A 16,429-nucleotide genomic window follows, 5' to 3' on the forward strand; every position below is an offset into this window, starting at 1 on the left:
TTATGCAAACCAACACTCTCGGAAGCTTCGGCCCCGTCAGCCGCCTGACCCTTGGTGGCGGCGGCATCGGCCAGGTCTGGGGCGCGACATCGGAGGACGATGCCGTCGCCACCCTCCGCCACGCGGTCGATCAGGGCATCGACCTCATCGACGCCGCGCCCGGCTACCACATTTGCGAAGCGATGATCGGCCGGGCCTTCGAAGGCCAGTTGCCAGCGGGCGTCCGCGTCACCACCAAGCATGGCCTGGGTCATCCACCTGCTGGTGAGGTCTATTCCCGCTTCCGTGCCTCCCTCGAAAAAAGCCTTGCCGCCATGCGGCTGCAACGCGTCGACATGTTCCTGCTGCACAACGAAATTCGCCCGGACGATTTCGTCTATCCCGACAATGACCAGGCCTACGACGCCCGAGCCACCGGGCTCACCCTTTATCGCGAAGCGGTAGTTCCGGCCTTCGAGCGCCTGATGGCAGATGGTCTCATCGGCTCCTGGGGCATTACCGGCATCAACCTGCCCGATACCACCATCGCCGCCTTCTCCTCGGGTCCCCGTCCTGCCGCCGTCCAGGCCATCGCCAATCTGCTCGATAGTCCCGGCGGTATGAACACGACAGGTGTGCCTGGCCGTCCGCGCGAGGTGATCGCCGCCGCCCGCAGCGCCGGCGTCGGCGTCATGGGGGTGCGTGCCGTGCAGGCGGGTGCCCTGACATCGGCCATCGACCGGCCCAACGCGCATTACGACTTGCCCGACTACGAGCGCGCCGCGTCCTACCGTGCGCTGTGCCGGCAGTGGGGCGAAGACCCGGCCATCGTCGCCCATCGCTATGCGCTGGGCATGGAGGGCGTCGATACCGTGGTGCTGGGCGTAAAGAATGTCGCCGAGCTCGACCAGACCCTGGAGGCTGAGCGCCGTGGTCCGCTCGACCCCGCCCAGCTCGCCGCCATCGAGGGATTGGGCCTGCGCTAAAAAGAAGGGCCGCCCGGCGGGGGCGGCCCGTTCATAATGCGTTGGATTTCGTTCAGAAATCAGAGCTGGCTGATGCAGACCGAGGTCGTCCCGCGATTGCGGAAGCCCAGTTCGGTGGCTGCGGCCTTGCTGAGGTCGATAATGCGGCTGCCGTGGAAAGGCCCGCGATCATTGATGGTGACCTGGATTTGCGCACCGGTGCGCTGGTCGGTGACAACAACCTTGGTGCCGAAAGGAAGGGAACGATGCGCCGCCGTCATGGCGTTTTCGTTGAAGATTTCACCCGACGCGGCCCGCTTCCCATTGAAGCCAGGACCGTACCAGGAAGCGCCGCCGCATTGGGCATAGGCTGCAGTGGAGAGGGAGAGAAGAGCTGCAGCAAGTGCGGCGACGGAAACGGCTTTTCTGATCAAGCTTGTGAACTCACGTAGTTAAGGTGAGCCACTGGTTAATGAAGGCCTCGGGCCACAATGTGCCCATATCCGGCATGATTGGCCTGCCTGCTATCACTGTTGCCCATATGCCGCAGCAATTCAGGCAGTATTTTCGCCCTGTTGCTGAACAGATCGGCGCAATTGCAGGAAATGAATCCGCGATTGAGCGATTCTGCGGCGCGAGCCACTCCCGATACTGCGATCTCGGGATTCATCTTGCCCGCTGTGGCCGGGTGGTCACAGTTCCACCGCAAGTAGCAAAAATCGGCGATACCACAGGGTTCCGTCAGCAATTTCGCCGATGCCATGGCGCAATCTGGCCAATTGTGGCGCGATTGCGGCAGCAATTTCGGGCAGGAGACTTCAAAGCCCGACCGCGATCCGCTACGCAGGAGCGGGGATACTTCGAGGGACTACCATGACCACTGCTGCGACGCTGATGCTTGTCGGCCGGATCGTCTTCGGCCTGTTTTTCGTTATTGCGGCCTTCCGCAACACCATCAATTTCCGCGACCGCATTCCTTCGACCACCAACTACGGCTGGAACATGCCGCCGGCTTTGGTCGCCGCCGGCTTCGCCATGCAGTGGATCGGCGGCCTCTCGCTGGTCCTGGGATTCTACACGGTCGTCGGCGCGCTGGTGTTGATCGCCTTCCTCGTGCTGGCGACCGCCTGCTACCACAACCTCTTCCGCTTCAGCGGCAAGGATCGGGATTTTCATCTCTATCTGGTGCTGGTCAACATTACCCTGGTCGGCGGCTTGCTGCTGGTCATCGCCGACGCGCTCTAGATTTGGCCGCCGGCGGCGCGGGTCGATAACACTTTCCCAATGACTTCTGAGTCAGACTTGCCGCGCTTAGGACGCAGGCAAATGTTTTTCCATTGGGGGGCTCGGTCCGGTGCGACGCACGCGATAGCGGCGCCGTCCCGGCAGGAGCACAAGGGTATCAAGACCATCGGCCGGCTGGTGCAGATTTGCGCCGGCGTGCTGCTGCTTTCGGCTGCCCTGCTCATTGGTACGGCCCTGCAGGTCGTCAACAGCATCGATCGCGCCGATCTCGAGGCCGAGCGGCTGCGCGCCGGCAATGCCATCGACGCCATGACCATGGCCGAGGGCCCCCTGACAGAGGCCAGGGCGGTCCTGCTCGGCCGGATGGCGGGGCTGCACGATGCTCATCTCGCTACGAAGGCCAGCGACAGCCCGAGCACCCAACACATTCCACTCCTGGGCGGGCAGGGACCGCGCGGTAGCTATCTGGTCTGGACCCGGACCGGGCTCGGCCACAAGATTTTCCTTCAGTTCGCGCCTATTCGCCTGCCGATCATCGCCGGCATGCTGCTGACCGTGCTGGCCGTACTGTTGCGGACACTGCGCATCGTCGGCGATATCGAGCGGCAGCGTCACCTGGCCCACCTGCAGTCGCGGTGTGACGCTATGACCGGCCTCGCCAATCGACTGGCGCTTGATGCACGGATGACCGAACTTGCCATTGCCAGGACGCGCTTCGCCGTTGTTGGCCTCGACCTGGACCGGTTCAAGGATATCAACGATGCCTACGGCCACGCCGCCGGCGATACCGTGCTGCGCGAAGTGGCGAGCCGCCTCGCCGCACTGATGGAGCCGCAGGATTTGCTGGCGCGCGTCGGGGGCGACGAATTCGTGATGGTGCTGGTCAGCCGGCCAGATATTGCTGCGCTCACCGAACTGGCCCGCCAAAGCATCGCCGCCGTCGAGCGGCCGATCCGCCTCGATGAGCGGTCCGTAATGGTGGGTGTGAGCCTCGGCATCGTGCCGCCCGTGGCCACCGCGCATCTTCCCTCCGCGCTTGTCGATATGGCCGATGCGGCCCTCTATCGCGCCAAGTCGCGTTTCGGCAGTGCCTTCAACTTTGTCGGGGAAGAACCGGCCGCGCCCCGCCAGCCGATGTCGCAGACTCCAGCTTGGGCCGGCCAGGTCGTGCCCGGGGGAGTGTAATTCGCCTCCGCCGGGTCTAGACCAGTGTCATGGCCGCGGCAAAGGCTGCGGTCATGCCGCGACAACATCGGTCCAACCACCAGGGGCGTCCATGTCCGATCCAGTCCACCTCGGCGCTATCGGCCAGATCTCCCGCCATGTCGGCGATATCGAGCGGGCGGTGCAATGGTATCGCGACGTGCTGGGCCTGCCCCATCTCTATACGTTCGGCGACCTGGCCTTCTTCGATTGCGGCGGCACGCGGCTCTATCTGCAGCGCCGCGACGCGCCGCTGCCCGATGATTCGGTAATCTACTTCCAGGTGACCGATATTGCCGCGACCCATGCCGAACTGCTGGCGCACGGAGTACTCTTTATCGGCGCACCGCGCCTGATCCACCGTCATGCCGATGGCACCGAGGAATGGATGGCATTTTTCAGCGATCCCGATGGCCGCCCGCTGGCGCTGATGAGTCAGGTCAAGGCGTAGACGGGCTTGTAGCAAGACCGCCTCTGGACTCGGTGTCGAATCATGGATACAAATTATCCACGATAGGGTATGATCCATGAAACTCAGCGACGGCATCGAGCAGTCCATCCACAGCGTATTGATGCTCGCCAGCCTCGGCGAGGACAGCGTGCTCGCCGCCGCCGCCCTGGCGGAATTTCACGGCGTCTCCACCAGCTACCTGCTCAAGCATCTGCAAGCGTTGGCTGGTGCACGCATCCTATCGTCAGTGCCCGGACCAAAGGGGGGCTACCGCCTGGCGCGCGCACCCGACAAGATTTCCCTGCTCGATATCGTCATCGCTATCGAAGGTGCTGCCCCGGCCTTTCGCTGCGCCGAAATCCGCCAGCGCGGCCCCTCGCCACTCGACGCGCAATTCTTCCGCGCACCTTGTGGCGTCAATGCCGCAATGCTCCGGGCCGAGCAGGCCTATCGGGCCGAGCTGCGCAAGATCAGCATCGCCGATCTGGCTACTGATCCGCAAACCCCATTGGGCGCCGCCATCGAAGCGCGCGGCTGCGCCTTTCTCGACCGCCATGCCCGGCGGCAATCCATTTCAACCTAAAGGACAAATATCCATGTCGGCTCGTCTCAATCCCGCCAAGGCTGCTCCCGACGCCTATGCCGCGGTCATCGCCCTCGATCAGTCTGTTAAGCAGAGCGGCCTGCCGCCGCATATCCTCCACCTGATCAAGCTGCGCGCCTCCCAGATCAATGGCTGCGCCTATTGCGTGGATATGCATGTCAAGGAAGCGCGCCACACCGGCATGAGCGAGCAGTGGATCAACCTCGTCTCCGCCTGGCAGGAATCGCCGGTCTACACGCCCGAGGAACGCGCTGTGCTGGGCTGGACCGAAGCCCTGACGTTGCTCTCTCAGACGCGGGCCCCCGACGCCGACTTTGCCCCGCTCAAGGACGTCTTTTCCGACGAGCAGATCGCCAAGATCACCATCGCGATCGGTGCGATCAATGTGTGGAACCGCATCGCCGTCGGCTTCCGCACCCCGCACCCCGTCGACAAGCCTGCCCGCGCCGCCTGAAGTCTTGCACCTCTCCTCGAGGGGAGAGGTGCCGTCCCGTTCACGCAACGCGCACGTGGAAATCGAGATGCGTGGTCAGCCTCGTATGGCGGCCACCGATCGGTTCCAACGTCGCGGTGAGGCCGTCCCACAGGCGCTCGCCGGCGCCGATCAGCACCGGGGCGATCTGTAGGTGCAGCGTGTCGATGGCGCCGACATTGAGATAGTGGCGCAGCGTGCTGACGCCGCCCGCAACGACCACATTCCGATCCCCGGCCGCCTCGCTGGCCCGGGTCAGCGCCACTTCCGGCCCTTCGGTCACGAAGTTGAATACCGTACCGCCCTCCATCACGATCGGCGACCGCGCATAGTGCGTCAGGACAAACACCGGCGCGTGATAGGGCGGGTTGGGTCCCCACCAGCCTTTCCACTCTTCTTCCCATACGTCCGGCCCAGGCGCGGCAAACATGTTCCGCCCCATGATGAAGGCGCCGTAATCGGTGATGGCGTCGATCTCGGCCTTGTTGTTCTCGGCGTCCTCGATCATCCAGCGATGCATGGGTTCGCCCTCGATGTCGCCAAACGGCTTTGCCGGCTCTGGTTGAGGCCGGTGCCGAACCCGTCCAGTGAGAGGCTCATGTGAGCGCGTACTTGCTGCGTCATTTCCTGCTCCAATACTTAATATATGAATTAAGTATCGGGCTGATATTGGTGCCTGTCAACTCGCGCGCTGTTGCACGCGCTGTTGGTCGCCGGCGCCAACCCGCTCGACAATTTTGTGATCAACGAGAATTTTGAAGAATTTGCCTTTGCCGCTCAGTTTGGTGCCGAGTTCGGGCGTTGCTGAGTTGATCGCTTTTGTCAGGAGATGGTGATGGACCGCGCCTCCGGCGCATGTTGTGGCCACGATTGCCTTCAGCGTATCGATCTCTGCTGGCGACAACACCAGGCCCGGCTGGGGTGCTACAGCGACAGGTTTAGACCGCTGCCCCACTCGTTCGAAACTGCTGCAGGCCGAGCGAAACGCAACATTGGGCTCTCGCTCTGCAAAGCCCATCACCGTTACGCCTGAATCGCGCAGCCGGAGCGCCAGGGGCGTGAAGTCCCGGTCGTGAGTGACCAGCGCCACCGTCTCGACGCTTCCGCGATGCACGAGGTCCATCGCCTCTATGGTCAGCCTGATATCGGCAGAGTTCTTCCCTTTGCCCAGGCTGGGCTGCATCACCAATTCGATGCCATTGTCTCGGGCATACGGTACCCAAGTCGTCAGCAAGGAGAAATCGCCAACGGCGCACGCTGTTTGCACTACGCCGAGCCGCCGCAATTGCTCAAGCACGATAGGGGTAATGTCGCAGCCGACATTTTCGGCATCAATCAGGACGGCGATACGCGGCTTTGCCATGGCAGACCTCTGGACGCCACGAAAGCCTAGGCGCTGCCCATAAAACAATCACACGGTATTTGCCGACAATTTTGCTTAACTACCGTGGCCGCGGCGTCAGGCCAAACAGGAAGAGCTGCTCGAGATAGCGCGCCGCATCCTCGAAGCGCCCCTCGCCGCCGCGGGCAGGTCCGAGCACCGCCCGCACCTGCACGTCGAAATCGGCGTAGTGCTGCGTCGTCGCCCAGATCGAGAAGATCAGGTGATAGGGATCGGTGCGGGCAATCTTGCCCTGATCCATCCAGCCCGTCAGCACCTTGGCCTTTTCGTCGACCAGGTTGCGGAGATCGATCTCGATCATCTCGATAATCCGTGGCGCGCCCTGCAGCATTTCATTGGCAAACAGCCGGCTTTCCCGCGGAAAGTCGCGCGCCATTTCGAGCTTGCGGCGGATATAGGAGCGGATCTCGGGGAAGGGGTCGCCATCGGCGTCCATCTCGCGCAGTGGCGCCAGCCAGGTCACCAGCAATTCGCTCATCAACCTGCGGTGAATCTCTTCCTTGCGCGGAAAATAGTAGAGCAGGTTGGGTTTGCTCATCCCCGCCACCTCGGCGATCTGGTCGATCGTCGAGCCGCGAAAGCCGTGCACGGAAAACACTTCGAGCGCCGCTTCCAGGATGATGTCTTGCTTTTCCCTCTGGATACGAGTCAGCGGCCGCAGCTTGGCCGGCGGGTGCGGCGCAACGGCAGCCTTGGCGTCGGCCTTATGCTGGCGCCTGGCGGAGATCGTGGCTTCGGCACTTTTCACTTTGGTCGGCGGCATTTTCGCCTTGCTAGAAAGTTTGGGAGTGCTAACATTTTTCCAACTGGTCAAAATTCTTGGCAATACGTTCCCGCGTCAAGTGCCAAATAACGACCGAGAACAGAATCAACGGGAGCGAGGGTTTCGTGTCCAATTCAACTGCCGTGGTGCCGAACGATCTGAGCGCCTTCTGGATGCCGTTCACGGCCAACCGCCAGTTCAAGAAGTCGCCGCGCATGTTCGTGGCCGCCAAGGACATGCACTACACCACCAGCGACGGCCGCCAGGTGCTTGACGGCACCGCGGGTCTCTGGTGCGTCAACGCAGGCCACGCTCGTCCCAAGATCGTCGAGGCCATCGCCAAGCAGGCGGCTGAACTCGACTACGCCCCGGCCTTCCAGATGGGCCACCCCAAGGCGTTCGAACTGGCCAACCGCATTGTCGATATCGCGCCCGAAGGCCTCAACCACGTGCTGTTCACTAATTCCGGTTCGGAATCGGTCGAAACCGCACTCAAGGTCGCCTTGGCCTATCACCGGGTAAAGGGCGAGGGTGCCCGCTCGCGCCTGATCGGCCGCGAACGCGCCTATCACGGCGTCAATTTCGGCGGCATTTCGGTGGGCGGTATCGTCACCAACCGCAAGATGTTCGGCTCCCTGCTTGGCGGCGTCGATCACATGCCGCACACCCATAACCTTGCCAAGAATGCCTTCTCCAAGGGCCTGCCGGAATATGGCGCCGAGCTGGCCGACGAGCTCGAGCGCATCGTCACCCTGCATGATGCCTCCACTATTGCCGCCGTCATTGTCGAGCCGGTCGCCGGCTCAACCGGCGTGCTGATTCCGCCGGCCGGCTATCTCAAGCGCCTGCGCGAAATCACCAAGAAACACGGCATTCTGCTGATTTTCGACGAGGTCATCACCGGTTTCGGCCGCCTCGGCACCCCGTTCGGCGCCGACTATTTTGGCGTCACGCCCGATATCATGGTCACCGCCAAGGGCCTGACCAATGGGGTCATCCCCATGGGCGCAGTTCTGGTTTCCTCCGAAATCCACGACGCCTTCATGCAGGGCCCGGAACACGTCATCGAGTTTTTCCACGGCTATACCTATTCGGGCAATCCGATCGCCTCGGCCGCTGGCCTCGCTACGCTCGAAACCTACAAGGACGAGGGCTTGCTCACCCGCGGCGCGGCTCTGGCCCCGGTCTGGCAGGAAGCGCTGCACTCGCTCAAGGGCGAACCGCATGTCATCGACGTCAGAAACATCGGCCTCGTCGGCGCCATTGAGCTCGAACCCATCGCCGGCTCGCCCACCAAGCGCGCCTTCTCTGCCTTCCTCAAATGCTTTGAGGATGGCTATCTGATCCGCACCACCGGCGACATCATCGCCATGAGCCCGCCGCTCATCGTCTCTGAGTCCCAGATCGGCGAACTGATCGACGGCGTGCGCACCGCCCTGCGGAGTATCGAATAATGAACGTCATCGAGAACGCCGTCGCCGGCAAACGCTATGTCTCCTCGGGTCGCCGCGTGCCCGTGTTCAATCCGGCCACTGGCGAAGTCTCGGCCGAGCTGCCGCTCTCGACGATCGCCGAACTCAATGACGCCGTTGCCTCGGCCAAGAAGGCACAGGTCGCCTGGGGCAATACCCCGCCGATGAAGCGCGCCCGCGTCATGTTCAAGTTCAAGGCCCTGCTCGATCAATATGCCGACGACCTGGCCCGCGAAATCTCGCGCGAGCATGGCAAGGTGCATGACGATGCGCTGGGCGAAGTCGCCCGCGGCATCGACTGCGTCGACTTCGCCTGCGGCATTCCGCAGCTCCTCAAGGGCGAATTCAGCCGCAATGTCGGCCCGAGCATTGACAGCTATTCCGATCGCCAGCCGCTCGGTGTCGTCGCCGGTATCACCCCGTTCAACTTCCCGGCCATGGTGCCGATGTGGATGTATCCGGCCGCCATCGCCTGCGGCAATGCCTTCATCCTCAAGCCCTCCGAGCGTGACCCCAGCGCCTCCATGCTGGCCTGGAACCTGTTCATGGAAACCGGCCTGCCCGAGGGCATTCTCAACATCGTCCATGGCGACAAGGAAATGGTCGATGGCATTCTCGACCATCCCGATATCAAGGCCGTGTCCTTCGTCGGCTCGACCCCCATCGCCGAATATGTCTACCAGCGCGGCACCAAGGCCGGTAAGCGGGTGCAGGCACTCGGTGGCGCCAAGAACCACATGGTCATCCTGCCCGATGCCGATCTCGACCAGGTTGCCGACGCGCTGATGGGCGCCGGCTACGGCTCGGCCGGCGAACGCTGCATGGCCATTTCCGTGGCCGTTCCGGTCGGCAAGGAAACCGGCGATGCGCTGGTGGCCAAGCTCAAGCCGCGCGTCGAAAGCCTCAAGATCGGCCCGGCCACCGACAAGGACGCCGAAATGGGCCCGGTCGTCACCAAGATGCACCGCGACAAGATCGTCGGCTACATCGATAGCGGCGTCGAGCAGGGCGCCGATCTAGTCGTCGACGGCCGCGGCTTCACGCTGCAGGGTTATGAAGGCGGCTACTATGTCGGCGGCACGCTGTTCGACAACGTCACGCCTGATATGACCATCTACAAGGAAGAGATCTTCGGGCCGGTGCTCTCGGTGGTCCGCGCCGACACTTATGACGCTGCGGTCAAGCTCATCAACGACCACGAATACGGCAATGGCACCGCCATCTTCACCCGCGACGGCGACGCCGCCCGCGAATTCGCCGACAAGATCGAAGTTGGCATGGTCGGTATCAACGTGCCGATCCCGGTCCCGGTGGCCTATCACTCCTTCGGCGGCTGGAAGCGCTCGCTGTTCGGCGATCACTCCATCTACGGACCCGAAGGCGTCCACTTCTACACTCGCCTCAAGACCGTCACCACCCGCTGGCCCGCCGGCATCAAGGGCGGGGCGGAATTCTCGTTCCCCAGCGTCAAATAGGATTTAGGCCATATGTCTGCCCCAGGAGAAAACCTTCGCATCAACGGTGATCGGCTCTGGGACAGCCTCATGGACATGGCCAAGATTGGCCCCGGCATTGCTGGGGGCAATAACCGCCAGACGCTGACCGACGACGACAAGAAGGGCCGCGCGCTCTTTCAGGAGTGGTGCGAGGCCGCTGGCCTGACCATGGCGGTCGACAAGATGGGCACCATGTTCATGACGCGCCCGGGCACCGATCCAGATGCGCTGCCGGTCTATGTCGGCAGCCATCTCGATACCCAGCCCACCGGCGGCAAATATGACGGCGTCCTCGGCGTGCTGGCCGGGCTCGAAGTTGTGAGGTCAATGAACGATCTGGGCATCAAGACTAAACATCCCATCGTGGTCACCAACTGGACCAACGAAGAAGGTGCCCGCTTCGCCCCGGCCATGCTGGCCTCCGGCGTCTTTGCCGGCATTCACACGCTCGACTACGCCTATGGCCGCAAGGATCAGGACGGCAAGAGTTTTGGCGACGAACTCCAGCGCATCGGCTGGGTCGGCGAGGAACCGGTCGGCGAGCGCAAGATGCATGCCTATTTCGAGTATCACATCGAGCAGGGCCCGATCCTCGAAGCCGAAAACAAGCAGATCGGCGTCGTTACCCATGGTCAGGGCCTGTGGTGGCTCGAATTCACCTTGACCGGCAAGGAGGCCCATACCGGGTCGACGCCGATGCTGATGCGCGTCAATGCGGGACTCGCCATGTCGCGCATCATTGAAATGGTGCAGGCCGTGGCCATGGACCACCAGCCCGGCGCCGTCGGTGGCGTCGGCCAGGTGAAGTTCTCGCCGAACTCGCGCAACGTGCTTCCTGGCACGGTGGTGTTCACCGTCGACATCCGCTCACCGGAACTGAGCAAGCTCAATTCCATGCGCAGCCAGATCGAGGAAAAGGCCCAGGCCATCTGCGCCGAGCTCGGCGTCGGCTACGCCATGGAAGCGGTCGGCCATTTCGACCCCGTCACTTTCGATCCGACCCTGGTCGCGCGCGTCCGCTCCGCCGCCGAAAAACTCGGCTACAGCCACATGAACATCATCTCCGGCGCCGGCCACGATGCCTGCTGGACCAATAAGGTCGCGCCATCGACCATGATCATGTGTCCGTGCGTGGACGGCCTGAGCCACAACGAGGCGGAAGAGATTTCGCGCGAATGGGCCGCCGCCGGAGCGGATGTGCTGTTTCACGCCGTGGTCGAGACTGCGGAGATTGTGGAGTGACCCGCCAAGTCGCGCAGCGACACCTCTCCCTTTGGGGGAGAGGTCGGCCCGCAGGGCCGGGTGAGGGGGCCTTATGAGCGTTCTCAAGACTCGCTTCGCAGCTAAAGCCGCCAAGGCTCTTCGCACCAACATGACCGACGCGAAGCGTAAGCTTTGGTCAGCTTTGCGCGACCGCCAATTGCTTGGCTTCAAGTTCGTTCGTCAGCAACCGGTTGGACCGTACATTGCCGACTTTGCCTGCCGCGAGGCAGACCTGGTCGTCGAACTCGATGGCAGCCAGCACGCTGAAAGCCCGACCGACGAACGGCGGACGACCGAGTTTTCGATGCACGGCTACCAAGTCATCCGCTTCTGGAACGATCACGTTCTGACAAATCTCGATGGTGTGCTTTGGGCCATCGCCGAGCACCTCAATAAGGCCCCCTCACCCGGTCTTCGCTTTGCGAAGCTCGACCTCTCCCCCAAAGGGAGAGGTGAAGAGGTGCCACACGATAATTCGGGGATTTCACCATGACCAAAGTCATCAAGAACGGCACCATCGTCACCGCAGACCTCACCTACAAGGCCGATGTCCTCATCGATGGCGACATTATCGTCGAGATCGGCCCCAACCTGTCCGGTGACGAAACCCTCGACGCATCAGGCTGCTACGTCATGCCTGGCGGTATCGACCCCCACACCCATCTCGAAATGCCCTTTATGGGCACCTATTCGGCCGATGATTTCGAGTCCGGCACCCGCGCGGGCCTCGCCGGCGGCACCACAATGGTGGTCGATTTCTGCCTGCCCAATCCCAACCAGTCGCTGCTCGAAGCCCTTCAGATGTGGGACAACAAGACCGGCAAGGCCAATGCCGACTATTCCTTCCACATGGCCATCACCTGGTGGGGCGAGCAGGTCTTCAACGAAATGGCCGATGTCGTCGATCGCGGCATTACCAGCTTCAAGCATTTCATGGCGTATAAGGGCGCGCTGATGGTCAATGACGACGAGATGTTCTCGTCATTCCAGCGTTGCGCCGATTTGGGCGCCCTGCCACTCGTGCATGCTGAAAACGGCGACGTGGTCGCCGCGATGACCGCCAAGCTCCTCGCCGAAGGCAATAACGGCCCCGAGGCGCATGCCTATAGCCGCCCCCCCGAAGTCGAGGGCGAAGCCACCAACCGCGCCATCATGATCGCCGACATGGCCGGCGTGCCGCTCTATGTCGTGCATGTCTCGTCCGAGCAGGCCCACGAAGCCATCCGTCGCGCCCGCCAGAAGGGTATGCGCGTCTATGGCGAGCCGCTGATCCAGCACCTGACGCTCGATGAGAGCGAGTATTTCAACCCCGATTGGGACCATGCCGCCCGGCGTGTCATGTCCCCGCCCTTCCGCAACAAGTTGCATCAGGATTCGTTGTGGGCCGGCCTGCAAGCGGGCTCGCTCTCGGTGGTCGCAACCGATCACTGCGCCTTCACCAGCGCCCAGAAGCGCACCGGCATCGGCAATTTCTCCAAGATTCCCAATGGCACTGGCGGTCTAGAAGACCGCATGCCGGTGCTCTGGACGACAGGGGTCAATACCGGTCGTCTGACCATGAACGAATTCGTGGCGGTGACGTCGACCAATATTGCCAAGATCCTCGGGCTCTACCCCAAAAAGGGTGCCGTTCTCGTCGGCGCCGATGCGGACCTCGTGGTCTGGGACCCCAAACGATCCAAGACCATCTCGGCGGGCGCGCAGCAGTCGGTGATCGACTACAATGTCTTCGAGGGCTTCGAAGTCACCGGCCTGCCGCGCTTTGTCCTGAGCCGCGGCAAGGTCTCGATCGTCGAGAACGAGGTCAAGGCCGAGCCAGGTCATGGCAAGTTTGTCGGCCGCGAAGCGAAGAACCCTGTGAACCGCGCGCTGAGCCAGTGGAAAGAGATCGTCGCACCCCGCAAGGTGGAGCGGTCAGGCATTCCGGCGACGGGGGTTTGACGGGAGCAGCGTGACCAATAATGAGGCACCTGCCGGGAGGAGCGGAGACAGACCGGGAATAATTCCGGCACTCCGTAAACGGCACGGGGCTTGCATTGAACATCATGGCCGGACGGCGACGATAATCCGTTGCCCGGCCAGCATAACAAGAGGGGGCACTTGCCTTTGTCCGTGACGACTTCCAGCGCCGTAGTGGCGGCCGAACATCTCGGCCTCACGTTCAGGACCAATGACGGTGACGTCGTTGCCCTCAGCGACGTCAATCTCATCATCAACAAGGGTGAGTTCGTTTCCTTCATCGGCCCGTCCGGCTGCGGCAAGACCACCTTCTTGCGCACTATTGCCGATCTGGAACAGCCCACTTCGGGCACCCTGACCATCAACGGTCAGACACCGGAACAGGCCCGCAAGGCGCGTGCCTATGGCTACGTGTTCCAGGCGCCGGCGCTCTATCCCTGGCGCACCATCGAAAAGAACATCGCGCTGCCGCTCGAAATCATGGGCTATGGCGGCAGCGAACAGGCCGAGCGCATCAAGCGCACCATGGATCTGGTGAACCTTTCCGGTTTCGAGAAGAAATACCCCTGGCAGCTCTCCGGCGGCATGCAGCAGCGCGCCTCCATCGCCCGCGCCCTGGCCTTCGATGCCGACCTGCTGCTGATGGACGAACCCTTCGGCGCCCTCGACGAAATCGTCCGCGACCACCTCAATTCCGAATTGCTCAAGCTCTGGGACCGCACGCAGAAAACCATCTGCTTCGTCACCCACTCCATTCCTGAGGCGGTGTATCTGTCGACCAAGATCGTGGTCATGTCACCGCGCCCGGGGCGGGTGACCGATGTGATCGAGAGCAACCTGCCGCGCGAACGCCCGTTGGATATCCGCGAAACGCCGGAGTTTCTGGCCATAGCCGCAAGGGTGCGCGACGGGCTGCGCGCCGGGCACTCCTACGAGGAGACGGTGTGATGGTGGCTGGCCACATCCACCGGATCCCCCTCGCCCCTTGTGGGAGAGGGACAGCAATTTCTTCGTTCAGAAGAAATTGCAGGGTGAGGGGTGCTGCGCTCGCCCATGCCAGAGGCGTGGGAAGAAACCCCTCATCCGCCCTTCGGGCACCTTCTCCCGCAAGGGGAGAAGGGTGGGCTTCGTGGGTGGGGCAGATACAATGACCCGCACCTTCCCCATCATCATCGTCCTGCTCGCCATCGTCCTCGTCTGGTACGCCGCCGCTATCGGCATGAACGCGCAGTGGCAGAACGATGTCTATCGCCGTGGCGATGTCACCAATGTTCCCGCCACGCAGTTCGTCCTCGACACCTGGAACCAGGAAAAGCCCGTTCTCCCCACCGCGCATCAGGTGTTTGGCGAGCTGTGGAATTCCACTGCGCTCGTCGCCCCCAACAAGCCGCGCAGCCTGATCTTCCACGCCTGGGTCACCTTCTCGGCCACCGCGCTCGGCTTCCTCATGGGCTCGCTGCTGGGCATCGGCCTCGCCGTGATGATCGTCCATAACGAGGCGATGAACCGTTCGTTGATGCCCTGGATCGTTGCCAGCCAGACCATTCCCATCCTGGCGCTGGCGCCGCTGATCGTGGTCATCGGCTTCAACATCTTCACCGGCACTTTGGGCATTCCCACCGATCCGGCCCGGCTGATGTCCAAGGCGATCATCTCGGCCTATCTCAGCTTCTTCCCGGTTGCTGTAGGCATGGTCAAAGGCCTGCGTTCGCCGGAGGCGATCCAGCTCGATCTGATGCATACCTACAATGCCTCGCCCAATCAGACCTTCTGGAAGCTGCGCTGGCCTGCCGCCATGCCCTATCTCTTCACCTCGCTGAAGGTCGGTGTCGCCGCCAGCCTGGTCGGCGCCATTGTCGGCGAATTGCCCACCGGTGCCGTGGCCGGCCTCGGTGCGCGCCTCCTGGCCGGCTCCTATTACAGCCAGACCGTGCAGATCTGGGCGGCCTTGTTCGCTGCCTCCATTCTGGCCGCTTTGCTCGTCATCGCCGTCGGTCTGGTGGAAAAATTCGTCAATCGGTCCATGGGGGCACGTCCCGCATGAGCCAGTTGCAGTTCTTTCTCGCCCTGGTGGCCGGTGGTCTTGCGGCTGGTGCGCTGGCCCTGAGCCTCACCACGCCGTTCGAAACCGCTTTGCTGCTCAAGGCTTTCCTCGCTTTGGGCTTCCTGTCGCTGGTCCGCTTCTTTGTCCCGGTCGGGCTCTGGGCCGATGGCGCTATCGCGGTGCTCGGCGCGGTGGCCGTGCTCACCAGCATCGGTATTTTTCAGCCGGCGCCACCGTTCTTCTGGATGGCGCTCATCGTGGCCTGGCTCTTTGCCTGGCTGTTCGTCGAGCGCCTCAGCAAGACCCTGGCGCCCGGTCTCGCGGACAATGCCGGCCTCGGCCTCCTCATCCCGATCGTCTTCGGCGTGACCATCCTTGTCGCCTGGGAAGCTATCACCCGCGCGGGCAATGTGCCGCAGGTCATCCTGCCGCCGCCCTCGATGATCTGGGCCCGGATTACCGCCTCGGTGCCGACGCTGCTCGCCGATTTCCAGCAGACCTTCCTCAAGGCCGTTCTGATCGGCTACGCGCTGGGCTGCGGCCTCGGTTTTGTCGTCGCCATCCTGATCGATCGCTCGCCCTTCCTCAAATCCGGGCTGTTGCCGCTGGGCAATTTCGTCTCGGCTTTGCCCATTGTCGGTGTCGCGCCGATCATGGTCATGTGGTTCGGCTTCGACTGGCCCAGTAAGGCCGCCGTCGTCATCATCATGACCTTCTTCCCCATGCTGGTGAACACGGTGGCGGGCCTCAACGCATCCAGCGCCATCGAGCGCGACCTGATGCGCACCTATGCTGCTGGTTATTGGCAGACGCTGCTGAAGCTCAGGCTCCCCGCTGCGGGCCCCTTCATCTTCAACGCCCTCAAGATCAACTCGACTCTGGCCTTGATCGGCGCAATCGTAGCGGAATTCTTCGGGACGCCCATTGTCGGAATGGGCTTCCGCATCTCTACCGAAGTCGGCCGGATGAATGTCGACATGGTATGGGCCGAAATCGCGGTGGCGGCAGTCGCGGGCTCGGTCTTCTACGGGGTGATCGTTCTGATCGAACGAGGGGTCACCTTCTGGCATCCGTCCGTGCGTGGTGCATAGACATGCCAAACTCAGGGAAA

18 protein-coding genes are annotated in these 16,429 nt (G+C 62.6%); 14 read left to right on the forward strand and 4 right to left on the reverse strand.

Features of this window, described 5'->3' with window-relative positions; translation table 11 throughout:
• Positions 1–2 precede the first annotated feature (2 nt).
• A complete protein-coding gene (locus MF606_RS00650) occupies positions 3–965 on the forward strand; it encodes an aldo/keto reductase (protein ID WP_240231505.1) in 963 nt (320 codons plus the stop codon).
• Between the two features lie 59 nt (positions 966–1,024).
• Here the strand turns inward: MF606_RS00650 and MF606_RS00655 are convergent, their stop codons facing one another.
• Positions 1,025–1,378 (reverse strand): septal ring lytic transglycosylase RlpA family protein, encoded by a 354-nt coding sequence (locus tag MF606_RS00655; protein ID WP_240231506.1) that lies wholly within the window; start codon positions 1,376–1,378, stop codon positions 1,025–1,027.
• A 439-nt stretch (positions 1,379–1,817) separates the two neighbouring features.
• Here MF606_RS00655 and MF606_RS00660 point away from each other — a divergent pair, with 439 nt between their 5' ends.
• The 5 genes from MF606_RS00660 to MF606_RS00680 all read left to right on the forward strand — a co-directional run bounded on the left by MF606_RS00660 (position 1,818) and on the right by MF606_RS00680 (position 4,901).
• Positions 1,818–2,189, forward strand: coding sequence for a DoxX family protein (locus MF606_RS00660; protein ID WP_240231507.1), 372 nt, complete (start codon positions 1,818–1,820; stop codon positions 2,187–2,189).
• Between the two features lie 81 nt (positions 2,190–2,270).
• Complete coding sequence (locus MF606_RS00665; protein ID WP_240231508.1) at positions 2,271–3,374, forward strand: GGDEF domain-containing protein; 1,104 nt, start codon at positions 2,271–2,273, stop codon at positions 3,372–3,374.
• 91 nt (positions 3,375–3,465) lie between these two features.
• The gene (locus tag MF606_RS00670; protein WP_240231509.1) at positions 3,466–3,843 is read left to right on the forward strand and encodes a VOC family protein; all 378 of its coding nucleotides are present in this window, start codon (positions 3,466–3,468) and stop codon (positions 3,841–3,843) included.
• 76 nt (positions 3,844–3,919) lie between these two features.
• Positions 3,920–4,426: an RrF2 family transcriptional regulator gene (locus tag MF606_RS00675; protein ID WP_240231510.1), complete on the forward strand. Its 507-nt coding sequence runs from the start codon at positions 3,920–3,922 to the stop codon at positions 4,424–4,426.
• Positions 4,427–4,439: 13 nt separating this feature from the next.
• Positions 4,440–4,901: a carboxymuconolactone decarboxylase family protein gene (locus MF606_RS00680; protein ID WP_240231511.1), complete on the forward strand. Its 462-nt coding sequence runs from the start codon at positions 4,440–4,442 to the stop codon at positions 4,899–4,901.
• A gap of 40 nt (positions 4,902–4,941) precedes the next feature.
• Here MF606_RS00680 and MF606_RS00685 read toward each other — a convergent pair whose 3' ends face one another.
• The 3 genes from MF606_RS00685 to MF606_RS00695 all read right to left on the reverse strand — a co-directional run bounded on the left by MF606_RS00685 (position 4,942) and on the right by MF606_RS00695 (position 7,084).
• Entirely contained in the window at positions 4,942–5,439 is a 498-nt protein-coding gene (locus MF606_RS00685) for a dihydrofolate reductase family protein (RefSeq protein ID WP_240231512.1), read from the reverse strand.
• 159 nt (positions 5,440–5,598) lie between these two features.
• The gene (locus MF606_RS00690; protein ID WP_240231514.1) at positions 5,599–6,282 is read right to left on the reverse strand and encodes an NYN domain-containing protein; all 684 of its coding nucleotides are present in this window, start codon (positions 6,280–6,282) and stop codon (positions 5,599–5,601) included.
• Positions 6,283–6,361: 79 nt separating this feature from the next.
• Entirely contained in the window at positions 6,362–7,084 is a 723-nt protein-coding gene (locus tag MF606_RS00695; RefSeq protein WP_240231516.1) for a TetR family transcriptional regulator C-terminal domain-containing protein, read from the reverse strand.
• 125 nt (positions 7,085–7,209) lie between these two features.
• On the opposite strand from MF606_RS00695, the gene aptA reads away from it, so the two are divergent.
• The 8 genes from aptA to MF606_RS00735 all read left to right on the forward strand — a co-directional run bounded on the left by aptA (position 7,210) and on the right by MF606_RS00735 (position 16,409).
• The gene (gene aptA / locus MF606_RS00700) at positions 7,210–8,538 is read left to right on the forward strand and encodes an omega-aminotransferase AptA (RefSeq protein ID WP_476728694.1); all 1,329 of its coding nucleotides are present in this window, start codon (positions 7,210–7,212) and stop codon (positions 8,536–8,538) included.
• Positions 8,538–10,031 (forward strand): CoA-acylating methylmalonate-semialdehyde dehydrogenase, encoded by a 1,494-nt coding sequence (locus MF606_RS00705; RefSeq protein ID WP_240231517.1) that lies wholly within the window; start codon positions 8,538–8,540, stop codon positions 10,029–10,031. The genes aptA and MF606_RS00705 overlap by 1 nt, the downstream gene beginning before the upstream one ends.
• A gap of 12 nt (positions 10,032–10,043) precedes the next feature.
• A complete protein-coding gene (locus MF606_RS00710) occupies positions 10,044–11,294 on the forward strand; it encodes a Zn-dependent hydrolase (protein WP_240231519.1) in 1,251 nt (416 codons plus the stop codon).
• 73 nt (positions 11,295–11,367) lie between these two features.
• Complete coding sequence (locus tag MF606_RS00715; protein WP_240231520.1) at positions 11,368–11,808, forward strand: endonuclease domain-containing protein; 441 nt, start codon at positions 11,368–11,370, stop codon at positions 11,806–11,808.
• Complete coding sequence (gene hydA / locus MF606_RS00720; protein ID WP_240231522.1) at positions 11,805–13,256, forward strand: dihydropyrimidinase; 1,452 nt, start codon at positions 11,805–11,807, stop codon at positions 13,254–13,256. Before MF606_RS00715 ends, hydA begins: the two co-directional genes overlap by 4 nt.
• Before the next feature lie 171 nt (positions 13,257–13,427).
• On the forward strand, positions 13,428–14,222 hold the full coding sequence (locus MF606_RS00725; RefSeq protein WP_240233918.1) for an ABC transporter ATP-binding protein: 795 nt from the start codon (positions 13,428–13,430) through the stop codon (positions 14,220–14,222).
• Between the two features lie 199 nt (positions 14,223–14,421).
• Positions 14,422–15,318 carry an ABC transporter permease gene (locus tag MF606_RS00730; RefSeq protein ID WP_240231524.1) on the forward strand — a complete coding sequence of 299 codons (897 nt, stop codon included), beginning with the start codon at positions 14,422–14,424 and terminating at the stop codon, positions 15,316–15,318.
• A complete protein-coding gene (locus tag MF606_RS00735; protein ID WP_420842232.1) occupies positions 15,315–16,409 on the forward strand; it encodes an ABC transporter permease in 1,095 nt (364 codons plus the stop codon). Before MF606_RS00730 ends, MF606_RS00735 begins: the two co-directional genes overlap by 4 nt.
• Positions 16,410–16,429: the final 20 nt, after the last annotated feature.

This window comes from Devosia lacusdianchii (genome assembly GCF_022429625.1).
GTDB classification, from domain to species: Bacteria; Pseudomonadota; Alphaproteobacteria; order Rhizobiales; family Devosiaceae; genus Devosia; species Devosia lacusdianchii.